The organism is Janthinobacterium sp. GW821-FHT03A03 (assembly GCF_059421435.1).
Genome location: NZ_JBWKUZ010000011.1, coordinates 1 through 11,984, shown reverse-complemented (window position 1 = coordinate 11,984; position 11,984 = coordinate 1). Strand labels below are relative to the sequence as shown.

8 protein-coding genes are annotated in these 11,984 nt (G+C 62.2%); 4 read left to right on the top strand and 4 right to left on the bottom strand.

Annotated elements, in window-relative coordinates; translation table 11 throughout:
* Positions 1-116: 116 nt before the first annotated feature.
* The 3 genes from AC07VI_RS19120 to AC07VI_RS19110 all read right to left on the bottom strand — a co-directional run bounded on the left by AC07VI_RS19120 (position 117) and on the right by AC07VI_RS19110 (position 3,938).
* Positions 117-2,369: an arginine/lysine/ornithine decarboxylase gene (locus AC07VI_RS19120; protein ID WP_076571521.1), complete on the bottom strand. Its 2,253-nt coding sequence runs from the start codon at positions 2,367-2,369 to the stop codon at positions 117-119.
* Positions 2,370-2,607: 238 nt separating this feature from the next.
* Positions 2,608-3,093, bottom strand: a complete 486-nt coding sequence (locus tag AC07VI_RS19115; protein WP_086148319.1) for a dihydrofolate reductase — start codon at positions 3,091-3,093, stop codon at positions 2,608-2,610.
* A gap of 65 nt (positions 3,094-3,158) precedes the next feature.
* Complete coding sequence (locus AC07VI_RS19110) at positions 3,159-3,938, bottom strand: alpha/beta fold hydrolase (protein WP_492994600.1); 780 nt, start codon at positions 3,936-3,938, stop codon at positions 3,159-3,161.
* 194 nt (positions 3,939-4,132) lie between these two features.
* On the opposite strand from AC07VI_RS19110, the gene AC07VI_RS19105 reads away from it, so the two are divergent.
* The 3 genes from AC07VI_RS19105 to AC07VI_RS19095 all read left to right on the top strand — a co-directional run bounded on the left by AC07VI_RS19105 (position 4,133) and on the right by AC07VI_RS19095 (position 7,559).
* Entirely contained in the window at positions 4,133-4,708 is a 576-nt protein-coding gene (locus AC07VI_RS19105) for a TerD family protein (RefSeq protein ID WP_086148317.1), read from the top strand.
* A gap of 244 nt (positions 4,709-4,952) precedes the next feature.
* Entirely contained in the window at positions 4,953-6,206 is a 1,254-nt protein-coding gene (locus tag AC07VI_RS19100; protein WP_492994598.1) for a TerD family protein, read from the top strand.
* A gap of 9 nt (positions 6,207-6,215) precedes the next feature.
* Entirely contained in the window at positions 6,216-7,559 is a 1,344-nt protein-coding gene (locus AC07VI_RS19095; protein ID WP_492994596.1) for a VWA domain-containing protein, read from the top strand.
* 14 nt (positions 7,560-7,573) lie between these two features.
* Here the strand turns inward: AC07VI_RS19095 and AC07VI_RS19090 are convergent, their stop codons facing one another.
* Positions 7,574-7,942, bottom strand: coding sequence for a hypothetical protein (locus AC07VI_RS19090; protein ID WP_086148314.1), 369 nt, complete (start codon positions 7,940-7,942; stop codon positions 7,574-7,576).
* A 273-nt stretch (positions 7,943-8,215) separates the two neighbouring features.
* Here AC07VI_RS19090 and AC07VI_RS19085 point away from each other — a divergent pair.
* Positions 8,216-11,984: YDG domain-containing protein (locus AC07VI_RS19085; protein WP_494808815.1), on the top strand; the 3,769-nt coding region annotated here is incomplete at its 3' end.

The window sequence follows — 11,984 nt, the reverse complement described above, 5'->3', positions numbered from 1 at the left end:
CGGTTCATCCCATCGTCGCGAGCGGAAGCGAATTGTGGCCGAGAAGCGCAACCGTACTTTGGTACGGTGAGCATCGCAGGCCGCAAGTCGCGACGCGCAGCAGATGGGATGAACCGTTACTGACAAACGCAATCGACGAAGTAACCGCGCTTGCCATCGACTTCGCGTTTCACGAGACCGTGCACATCCGTCTCGAAGCCCGGGAAGCGCTCGTTGAAGTCGCGTGCAAAGCGCAGGTAGTCGACGATGGTCTTGTTGAAGCGTTCGCCCGGGATCAGGAGCGGGATGCCCGGTGGATACGGCGTCAGCAGAATGGACGTGATGCGGCCTTCCAGGTCGTCGATGGCCACGCGCTCGATTTCGCGGTGCGCCATCTTGGCGAAGGCGTCCGACGGCTTCATGGCCGGGATCATGTCCGACAGATACATTTCCGTCGTCAGGCGGGCCACGTCGTAGGCCTTGTAGAAGTCGTGGATCTGCTGGCACAGGTCGCGCAAGCCCATTTTCTCGTAGAGCGGGTTGGCGGCCGCGAATTCCGGCAGGATGCGCCACATCGGCTGGTTCTTGTCGTAATCGTCCTTGAATTGTTGCAATGCCGTCAACAGGGTATTCCAGCGGCCCTTCGTGATGCCGATGGTAAACATGATGAAGAACGAGTACAGGCCGCATTTTTCAATGATGACGCCGTGCTCGGCCAGGTATTTGGTGACGATGGACGCGGGGATGCCCGTCTCGCCGAACTGGCCGTCCAGCGACAGGCCAGGGTTGACGATGGTCGCCTTGATCGGGTCGAGCATGTTGAAGCCGGGAGCGAGGTCGCCGAAGCCGTGCCAGTCATCCTCGGCGCGTATCATCCAGTCGGCCTGCTGGCCCATGCCTTCGTCGTTGAAGTTTTCCGGACCCCACACCTGGAACCACCAGTCCTGGCCCCATTCCTGGTCGATCTTCTTCATGGCGCGGCGGAAATCGAGCGCTTCCATGATCGATTCTTCCACCAGGGCCGTGCCGCCAGGCGCTTCCATCATGGCCGCGGCCACGTCGCACGAGGCGATGATGGAGTATTGCGGCGACGTCGAGGTGTGCATCAGGTAAGCCTCGTTGAAGGCGTCGCGGTCCAGCTTGACCTTTTCCGATTCGCGCACGAGGATTTGCGAGGCCTGCGACAGGCCGGCCAGCAATTTGTGCGTGGACTGGGTCGAGAAAATCATCGATTCCTTGGCGCGCGGACGGTCCTTGCCGATGGCATGCATGTCCTTGTAGAAATCGTGGAAGGTGGCGTGCGGCAACCATGCTTCGTCGAAGTGCAGGGTGTCGATCTTGCCGTCGAGCATTTCGCGCAGGGTTTCCACGTTGTAGATCACGCCGTCGTAGGTCGATTGCGTGATGGTCAGGATGCGCGGCTTCTTGTTCTTCGCGGCGCGCGCGAAGGGGTTGGCCTCGATCTTGCGGGCAATGCTTTCCGGCGTGAATTCATGCAGCGGAATAGGGCCGATGATGCCCAGGTGATTGCGCGTCGGCATCAGGAACACGGGAATCGCGCCGCACATGATGATCGAATGCAAGATCGACTTGTGGCAATTGCGGTCGACGACGACGATGTCGCCGGGCGCCACGGTCGAGTGCCACACCATCTTGTTCGAGGTCGAGGTGCCGTTGGTGACAAAATAGCAATGATCGGCGTTGAAGATGCGCGCCGCATTGCGCTCGGAGGCGGCGACCGGGCCCGTGTGGTCGAGCAGCTGGCCCAGTTCCTCGACGGCGTTGCAGACGTCGGCGCGCAGCATGTTTTCACCGAAGAACTGGTGGAACATCTGGCCGATCGGCGACTTCAGGAAGGCCACGCCACCCGAGTGGCCGGGGCAGTGCCACGAGTAGGAGCCGTCGTTGGCGTAGTGCACCAGGGCGCGGAAGAAGGGCGGCGACAGGCCGTCCAGGTAGGATTTCGCTTCGCGGATGATGTGGCGCGCGACGAATTCCGGCGTATCTTCGAACATGTGGATGAAACCGTGCAGTTCGCGCAGGATATCGTTGGGGATATGGCGCGAGGTGCGCGTTTCGCCATACATATAAATAGGGATGTCGGCGTTCTTGTAGCGGATTTCCTCGACGAAGGCGCGCAGCGACTTCAGGGCGATATCGGTGTCCTCGACGGAACCGGAGCCGAATTCCTCATCGTCGATCGACAGGACGAAGGCCGATGCGCGCGATTGCTGCTGAGCAAATTGCGACAGGTCGCCGTAGCTGGTCACGCCCAGCACTTCCATGCCTTCTTTTTCCATTGCGGCGGCAAGGGCGCGAATGCCCAGGCCGGACGTATTTTCAGAACGGAAATCCTCGTCAATGATGACGATGGGGAAACGAAATTTCATGCATGTCTCCAAAAAAGCAAGCCGCCCCTGACAGATGTGAAGGGGCGGACTAGGGCGCGACGGTCAGGCGGTCATGCAACCCGGCAGCCGCAGAAAAAAAATAAGAACGGGATTCTCGCAGAAATGCGGCGTCTGCGGGAAAAAAATATCAGCCCACGGCGTCACAATCCTGCGCTAGCGTGACGCAATGGTATGACAGGGGTATTACAGCAACATTCTGGCTATCTGCATTACCTTATCAGGCTTTGCGTTCCAGCGTGACAAAGGCGTAGGGCAGGCCGGATGTCTCCGAAACGTGGGACTCGCACGCGGTTTCTTGCCATTCGGCATGGTCAATGGCGGGGAAAAAGGCGTCGCAGTCGAAGGTCCGGGCGATTTCCGTGATGATCAAGCGCTGCGTCAAGGGTAATGCCTGCCGGTAGATCTCGGCGCCGCCGATCACATAGCCTTGCGCGCCGTCCAGCAGGGCGATGGCCGCTTCCAGCGACGATACCGCTTCCACGCCCTCGTGGCGCCAGACGGGATTGCGCGTGATGACGATGTTGCGGCGGTTCGGCAGCGGACGGCCGATGGAATCGAAGGTCTTGCGGCCCATGAGGATGGGGTGGCCCGTCGTCAGGCGCTTGAAGTGGGCCAGGTCTTCCGGCAGTTTCCATGGCAGCGTATTGTTGATGCCGATGCCGCCTTGCTGGTCGGTGGCGACGATGATGGTCAGTTGGGTCATGAATAAGTTACTAAATAGAAAAATTGTCAACTTGCAATGGGCTGCCTGCTGCCCGATGCGCATCATTATCGTTGAAATTGCGTTTCCGCTCCAACTGTGCGCGCGGGCGTGCCGGCCGCGAGGAAGGCGAGCAGCGCATCGGCCAGCACTCCGGGCGCTTCCAGCGGGACCATATGGCCGCAGTTGTCCGCGATCATGTGCACGGTGGCTTGCGGCAGGCGCGCGGCCATGGCGCGCAAATCGCCGGGATTGACGAGCTTGTCATCTTCGGCGCCCACGATCAGCACTGGGAAATCGAGTTCCGGCAAGCGGTCCATCAGGTCGGGGCGGGCTATGGTGGTGATGAATTGCGCCAGCAGCACATCCTTGCCCAGGTCCAGGCCCATTTGCCGGATCAGGCCCGTGATGGCGATATCGTCCAGGTGGGACGGGTGCAGCAGCTCGCGCAGGCGCTGGCGCGTGATGCCCGCATAGCTGTTGCGCTCCAGCATGGCGACGATGCGCTCGCGCGCCGCAATTTCCGCCGGCGGCAAGCCCATGGCCGAATTGGCGATCAGGGTCAGCGATTTCACGCGTTGCGGATGGGCCAGCGCATGTTCGATGGCCAGGTAGGCGCCCAGCGAAAAGCCGAGCAGGTGGGCTTGCCCCGCGCTGTGGCTGGCGATCATCTGCCGCATCTGGCCGCGCGTGCGGGCCTCGTGCAGGGGAATATGCCGCAAATCAATGTTGTTATCCAGCAATGGCGCCAGGCGCGACCACAGGCGTGCATCGCACAGGGTGCCGGGGATGCAATCGAGGCGCGTTCGGGTGTCCGGTACAGCTGTCTGGTTGTTCACATCGGTCATGGCAGAGGGGCGGGAGCGGCATTATCGGTCATTTTGCGCAAGGCGGCAGGGCAGGCCTGGACCTCATGGCACTTTTTCAATAGTGTGAGGCTGGCAAGCCGGCGACATTATGGTAGGCTCATGGCTCGTTTGGCCAGTGCGCCGGCGGAGTACGTTTTATACCGAATGCAACCTACCAATTAAAAGGAAATACCATGGCGATCAGTCTGCAAAAAGGCGGCAATGTCAACCTGAGCAAGGAAGCTCCCGGCTTGAAGAAAATCGTGATTGGCCTGGGCTGGGACCCGCGCGCCACCGATGGCGCCGCCTTCGACCTGGACGGCAGCGCCTTCCTGCTGAAAACGGACGGCAAGGTTCGCTCCGATGCGGATTTCATTTTTTACAACAACCTGAAGTCGGCTGACGGCTCCATCGTCCATGCGGGCGACAATACCACGGGCGGCGGTGATGGCGACGACGAGAAAATCGCCGTCGACCTGGCCAATGTGCCGGCCGACATCGACAAGATCGCCGTGGCCGTCACGATTCACGATGCGGAAAACCGCAAGCAGAACTTCGGCATGGTGGGCAAGGCCTACATCCGCTGCCTGAACGGCGACAACGGCGCGGAAATCGCCCGCTACGACCTGTCGGAAGACGGCTCGACGGAAGCGGCCATGATCTTCGGCGAAATCTACCGCGCCGGCAGCGAGTGGAAATTCAAGGCCATTGGCCAGGGTTTCAAAGGCGGCCTGGGGCCGTTGGCACGTTCGTTCGGCATCAACGCCTAAGAGCTCCGGAAAACGGCCCATGGCGGCGTTGCGTCACCTCGCCGTACTATTCGTACTGGCTTCGGTGACGCGCCTTGCCCTGAACCGTAGTCCGAAGCTCTTTTAGCTTTGTATAGAATCCAAAAAAGCGATCCATGGCGGCGTTGCGCGGCCATGCAAGTTCCGTACTGTTCGTACTGTCTTCGGACGACGCGCCTTGCCCTGGGCCGTCGTTCGAGGCTCTCACATCTGAATAACTGATTCCATGGAAAACCTGATCAAGGGGCAGCGCCTGGCGCTGTCCGGCCTCGTCGCGGGCAATGTCGTGCAACTGGGACTCGCCAGCGCGGGCGTGGCGCTCGATTTTGCCTGTTTCGGCCTCGATGCCGCCGGTAAATTGTCCGACGACCGCTACATGACCTTCTTTAACCAGCCGCGCACGCCGTGCGGCGGCGTGGAAACATCGGCGCCATCCGGCGATGCAGCCGGTTTCAGCTGCCAGCTGGACCGCTTGCCCGCCGCCATCGAGCGCCTCGTCGTGACGGCCGCCGTCGATGGCGCCGCCAGCATGGCGCAGCTGGGCAGCAGCTATCTGCGCCTGCTGGACGGCGGGCGCGAGCTGGCCCGCTTCGCCTTTGCCGGATCTGATTTTGCGCAAGAAAAAGCCGTCATGCTGGGCGAGTTCTACCGCAAGGATGGCGGCTGGCGCTTCATGGCCGTGGGCCAGGGATTCAATGGCGGCCTCGATGCGCTGGTCGCGCATTTCGGCGGCGAAGTGGCGCCGGCGGTCGTGGAAGCGGCGCCGTCGCCAAAAATTTCCCTGTCGAAAATCTCGCTGACCAAGGCGGGGCAGACGCACAAGGTGTCGCTGGAGAAGGGCGCGGGTGCGCCGAGCAAACTGACCGTCAAGGCCACCTGGGTCGACAACGGCGATGGCGACGACGATAACGACGACCTCGACCTGCGCGTGGGCGTGCTCTTGCCGAACGGCCAGATGCGCTTCATCCAGGCGCCGGACACGGCCGGCAGCTTCGACAGCATGCCTTTCGTGCGCCACCTGGGCGACGTGGCCGGTGCGGCGGGCAAGGAGCCGGCCACGGAAACGGTGGAAGTCAATCCTGCGCTGGCGCAACATTACGGCGGCACCGTGGGCCTCGTCTTCAGCGTGTATTCGGCGCTGGCCAACGGCGCCGTCTCCGTCGCGTCCATGCGGCCGAAGATGGTCATGCAGTATGGCGAGCAGATCGTCGAGTGCGCGTTCGATTTCCGCCTGTCCAAGGCGGCCGGCGACGATTCCGTCTACACCTATGTGATCGGCATGGCGCGCATCACGCCCGACAGCATCATCCTCGAGCCGTCCGGCAAGACGTCCGAGCCGGACAGCGAGGCGACGCCATGGCTGAGCTGGCAGGGCGAGAACCTGCAGCTGGAATTCAACGGCCCCGTGGTCTTCAAGGGCGAGGACAAGGAAGACGAGGACGATTTCAATGCCGACAATCCACGCCGCTACATCGCTTAGGAGACACTGATGGAAACCTTGTCCAAGGGCCAGCGTTTGCCGCTGGCCAATCTCGTGCCCGACGGCGTGCTGCAGATCGGCGTTGCCGCCCGGGGGCTGGCGCTCGACGTGGCCTGCTTTGGCCTTGATGCCAACGGCAAGCTGTCCGACGAGCGCTACATGACCTTTTTCAACCAGCCGCGCACGCCGTGCGGCGGCGTGGAAGCGCGCGCCGGCAGCGCTGGTGACACGGCCGAGTTTGCCTTGCAGCTGGCACGCCTGCCTGCCGGAATCGACCGTCTCGTCGTGACGGCCTCCATCGATGGCGGCGGCGTGATGGCGCAGCTGCAAGCCGGCCACGTGCGCCTGCAGGCGGGCGGACGCGAACTGGCCCGCTTCGCCTTTGCCGGCGTTGATTTTGCGCAAGAAAAAGCCGTCATGCTGCTTGAACTCTATCGCAAGGATGGCGGCTGGCGCTGCATGGCCGTGGGCCAGGGATTCAATGGCGGCCTCGATGCGCTGGTGCGCCATTTCGCCGGCGAAGTCGACCAGGCCGCCGCAGCCGCCCCCGCCGCGCCTGCGGCGGCTTCGGCCGTCATGCAGGCAAAGATCAATCTGGAAAAGCGCGTCGAGCGCGAGGCGCCGCAACTGGTCAGCCTGGTCAAGCAGGCCGGCGTGTCGCTGCAGAAAGTGGGGCTATCGGAGCACCGCGCCAAGGTGTGTTTGTGCCTCGATATTTCCGGCTCCATGGGGCGGCTGTATAAAGAGGGGCTGGTGCAGCGCTTTGCCGAGCGCATCCTGGCCCTGGGCTGCAAGTTCGACGATGATGGCGAGATCGATGTTTTTCTTTTTGGCAAGAATGTCCACCATCCGGCGCCGATGGCCTTGAGCAACTGCAATACCTACGTGGGCCAGGCCATACAGCGCCATCCGCTGGAAGGCGACACGCGCTATGGCGCCGCGATGCAGGCCATCCGCGCTTTCTACTTCCCCGACGCGGCCGGCGGCGAGCGCACGCGGCCCGTCGCGGCCGAGCTCCCCGTGTACGTGATGTTCGTCACCGACGGCGGCACGAGCGACCAGGCGACGACGGAAAAGCAGCTGCGCTGGGCCAGCAACGAAGCCATTTTCTGGCAATTCATGGGCATCGGCAAGGGGCGCAAGTCGAAAAGCAAGTTCCTCTCCGCCTTTGCCGATTCCGACTTTCCCTTCCTGGAAAAGCTCGACGAATTGCAGGGGCGCCTGGTCGACAATGCCAATTACTTTTCCGTCAGCTCGCCCGACGAGCACAGCGACGCGGAACTGTATGATTTATTGATGACGGAGTATCCGGGCTGGCTGAAATTGGCGCGCGGTAATGGCTTGTTGAGGTAGTTGCAATGTTTTCATCAGTTGTAGAGGTTCATTCGGAGTCGATTTGAGAAACTGGAACTCGCCAAACCCCAGTTCTCAAGGAAACCAAGCGAATGACCATGCATAAGAATGCCCGGTTGACCCTGTTTCGTCGCGCCGACATGGTCGAAGACGTCCTGCGTCACCGGCTGCCAAGCCGCCAGGGCGCTGTCCGCTAGGCGGTAAGCGCAGACAGTGCGCAGATGGCGCGGGCGCTGCCTTGCCGGGGGCCTGGAGCGCTTGATGGATCGTTCGTCGCCCCCGTCGATACCAGACAGTCGGACGCCGGCGGTGGCGCCCGCTTTTACCGCATCGCGCCGGTAAAAGTGCAGGAACGCCACATATCTGTTGCGCAGATACCTCATCTGAGTTACACCAATCGCAAAAGATTGCTCTAAGGCAGCAACTTATGCGATGCTTGAGCATATTGCACCATCCAAAAAGAAGCTGTCATCGACGACAGCCTTCCACATCCGCCCAGACCCGCAGTTGTGCCTGTACGTGTTTTGTCTGCTATTGCGCAGATCTCCCGCCCACATACGTCGAGAGAACTGCGCAAGGCCGCGACAAACTCCTACTATTTTCCGTGTCGCCTCGCTTGGCGGCGCGCTGACAAAGCACATTGAATAGAGGTTTGTATGAACCATATCTATCGCGTTGTTTGGAATGCCACGACCGGTTTTTGGCAGGCGGTCTCGGAATTCGGTTCCGGGCGGACAAAATCGACGACGTCGCGCACGCGTCGTCGTCAGGCGGCAATTGCCCTGCTGGCGGGCGCGGCGGGCGGTTTCGCCGCTGCCGCCGATTCGTTGCCCACGCACGGCCAGCTTGTTACCGGCCAGGCCTCGGTGGCCTATGCAGGAAAGACGATGACGGTCAACCAGTCCAGTCAGAAGGCAGCGCTTGACTGGACATCCTTTTCCATTGGACAAGGTCATACAGTCAACTTCGTGCAGCCGTCCGCTGCCTCGGTCACACTGAATCGCGTGCTGGGCGCCGATCCATCGATTATCCAGGGTGCGCTGAATGCGAATGGCCATGTGTTTTTGGTCAATCCCAACGGCGTGCTGTTCAGTCCTACGGCACAAGTTAACGTAGGCGGCCTGCTGGCGTCCACATTGTCGATGGGCACCGATGATTTTATGGCGGGCCGCTACCAGCTCGCAGGCAAGAGCACGGGCACCGTCGCGAACCAGGGCACCATCAATGCCACCGCTGGCGGCAACATCGTGCTGGTGGCGGCCCGCGTGCAAAATAGCGGACAGATCGGAGCCGAACGCGGGAACGTCCTGCTCGGCGCCGGCAGCGAAGTGCTGGTCGATTTTGGCGGCCCCGTCAAGTTGCAGGTGCAGAAGGGCGCAGTCGATGCGCTGGTCGAAAACGGCGGCGCCATCCGCGCAGACGGCGGCAAGGTGCTGATGACGGCCAAGTCCGCCGGCGAACTCACTGGCTCCGTGATCAATAACACCGGCATTGTCCAGGCGCGCACGCTCGCGACAGGCAAGCGGGGCGAGATTTTGCTGCTCGGCGACATGCAGTCCGGCACCTTGCACGCCGGTGGCCTGCTCGACGCCAGCGCGCCGCATGGCGGGAACGGCGGCGATATCGAGACCTCGGCGGCCCATGTCAATACAGCACCGGACCTCGTTGTCAATGCCGGTGCAGCGGCAGGCAAGGGTGGCGACTGGCTTGTCGATCCCTACGATTACACGATCAATCTGGCCGCGGCTACGACCATTACCGGCGCGCTGAACCAGGGTACGAATGTCACCATAACAACCCAGTCATCGAACGGCACGGGCGTGACGGGCAGCGGCAGCGGCGATATCACGGTGTCCAGTCCGATCGCCAAGACTTCTGGCGGCGATGCCAGCCTGACCTTGCGTGCCGACCGCAACATCGTCGTGGGTGCCGACGTCACGTCGGCATCGGGGAGATTGAACCTGACGCTGTCGGCGGGCAATGCTGCGGGCGCCACGACGGGTGGCGTCAATATTGCCGGCAACCTGTCCTCGAATGGAGGCAATATCCTCGTTGGAGGCGCCAACGGCAGCGCGAATGGCAACATCGCCTATGCGCTCAACACGAGCTCCAGCACCCCCGCCATTACCATCGGCACCGGCAAGTCCATCGATTCGGCCGGCGGGGATATCACGATCAATGGTCGCTCGCTCGTCGGCTCAAACAATGGCAGCTACGGCGGCGCGACGGCCGGCGTGTATATCCAGTCGAATGCAACGATCCGGTCGGGCAGTGGCAATCTGCTCATTAACGGCGAGAGCACCGGAGGCATCAAGACGTTTGGCATGGCATTCCAGGGCGGCTCGAACACGGTGACCACGCTGGCCTCTTCCACCTCAGGCGGCACGATGCTGCTGAACGCGGTCAACGCCACGCCAGGCAACTATACGTCTGCCGATCTCAATGCGGGAGCCATTGGACTGGTGTCATACGGAAGCCGTGCTCAAGTCGTGTTCCAGGGCCCGTCGGTCGCCGGCTGGCTGGTCTATGTCAACGGCGCCCCCCAGCTGTCGGCCTACACGCAGGCGCCTCAGCTGTCCAGCTGTTCGGCTCAGCTGCCCAATTGCGGGACGATGGTCGTACCTGGTTCCAACAACAGCTACCTCTATGCAACGTACCAAGCCGTGGACATGGCCACGCGCGCGCTGTTCATTACCCAAGCCGGTTCCGGCAGCAAGATCTACGATGGCAATACAGCGACCACCGGCCTGACGTATTCGGCCACCACCGACATCGCTAACTTTTCGGTGTCGAATCTGATTCCCGCCCCCGCCTTTGCCACCGGCAGCAAGAACGTCGGCACGTATACCAAGCTCGTGGCTGCATCGGCCAACCCCAGCAATTACACGACGGGCGGTACCACTTATGCGGTTGGTTACTTCAACACGGGCAGCTTCGCCATCACGCAAAAACAGCTGACGCCCAGCGCCGCCGACAAGGTTTATGACGGCAACACAACGGCTGCCGTGTCAGTGGCCGGCGCGATCGCAGGCGATGTCGTCACGGCCAGCGGTACGGGTACTTTCGGTGCCAAGAACGTGGGCACGTACTCCGTCAACATCTCGGGCATTACGCTCGGCGGCGCGGACATGGCCAACTACAGCCTGGCAGCTAACTCCGCCAGCGCTACGGCGCAAATCACTGCGCGCACGGTCACACTCGGCGGTACCAGGACGTACGATGGATCGGCTGCTTTCTCAAGCGTCATCCTCGGCAATCTGGTCGCCGGTGAAGACCTCGGCGTGAGCGGCGCGACCGCCAACAGCGCCAACGCCGCTTCAGCGCGCTGGATCACGACGGCGTCGCTGCTCAACGGCATGGGTGGCCTGGCCAGCAACTATCAGCTGCCCGGCCTCGGCGCAGCCAGCGCGAGCAATGCCGTGTTCATTACGCCCAAGGCGCTCACCGTCAGCGGCATCAGCGCAACAAGCAAGGTCTACGACGGCACCACGGCGGCCACGCTGTCGGGTGGTACGCTATCCGGCATGGTCGGTAGCGAGACGCTGAACCTGGGCGGTATTGCTGGTGCGTTTGCAAGCAAGGACGTTGGCACAGGCAAGGCGGTGAGCTTGTCGACAATATCGCTATCGGACGGCACGGGCCTGGCCTCGAATTACACCTTCTCCCAGCCTGCAGGCGTCACGGCCGACATCACGCCGAAGGCGCTGACGGTGTCCGGCATCACGGCCGCCAGCAAGGTCTACGATGGCACCACGGCCGCCGCGGTCAATACATCGAACGTCGTGCTCACGGGCCTGGTTGCCGGCGATGCGGTAACGGTCGGCGCGACTGGCGCCTTTGCAGACAAGAACGCCGGCAACGGCAAGACCGTGATCCTGACCAGCGCGCATGGCGGTGCGGACGCGGGCAACTATGTGATCACGGACCAGGCGAGCGGCTTGGCCAGCATCACGCCGAAGGCGCTGAGCATCACGGGGGTGTCGGCTGCTAATAAAATCTATGACGGCACTACGGCGGCCACGCTGAGCGGCGGCACGCTGTCCGGCCTGGTCGGCAACGAAACCGTGACGCTGGGCGCATTGAGCGGCGCATTCAGTGACAAGAATGCCGGCAACGGCAAGACCGTGGCCGTGAGCGGCGGCCAGCTGGGCGACGGCACAGGCCTGGCGGCGAACTACAGCGTGAATGCGCCCGCCAGCGTGACGGCGGCCATCACGCCGAAGGCGCTGAGCATCACGGGCGTGTCGGCTGCTAATAAAATCTATGACGGCACTACGGCGGCCACGCTGAGCGGCGGCACGCTGTCCGGCCTGGTCGGCAATGAAACCGTGACGCTGGGCGCATTGAGCGGCGCATTCAGTGACAAGAATGCCGGCAACGGCAAGACCGTGGCCGTGAGCGGCGGCCAGCTGGGCGACGGCACAG

Excerpts from the sequence above, each read along its gene's own strand:
- AC07VI_RS19120 (WP_076571521.1), bottom strand. The coding sequence starts at position 2,369 with ATGAAATTTCGTTTCCCCATCGTCATCATTGACGAGGATTTCCGTTCT.
- AC07VI_RS19115 (WP_086148319.1), bottom strand. The coding sequence starts at position 3,093 with ATGACCCAACTGACCATCATCGTCGCCACCGACCAGCAAGGCGGCATC.
- AC07VI_RS19110 (WP_492994600.1), bottom strand. The coding sequence starts at position 3,938 with ATGACCGATGTGAACAACCAGACAGCTGTACCGGACACCCGAACGCGC.
- AC07VI_RS19105 (WP_086148317.1), top strand. The coding sequence starts at position 4,133 with ATGGCGATCAGTCTGCAAAAAGGCGGCAATGTCAACCTGAGCAAGGAA.
- AC07VI_RS19100 (WP_492994598.1), top strand. The coding sequence starts at position 4,953 with ATGGAAAACCTGATCAAGGGGCAGCGCCTGGCGCTGTCCGGCCTCGTC.
- AC07VI_RS19095 (WP_492994596.1), top strand. The coding sequence starts at position 6,216 with ATGGAAACCTTGTCCAAGGGCCAGCGTTTGCCGCTGGCCAATCTCGTG.
- AC07VI_RS19090 (WP_086148314.1), bottom strand. The coding sequence starts at position 7,942 with ATGAGGTATCTGCGCAACAGATATGTGGCGTTCCTGCACTTTTACCGG.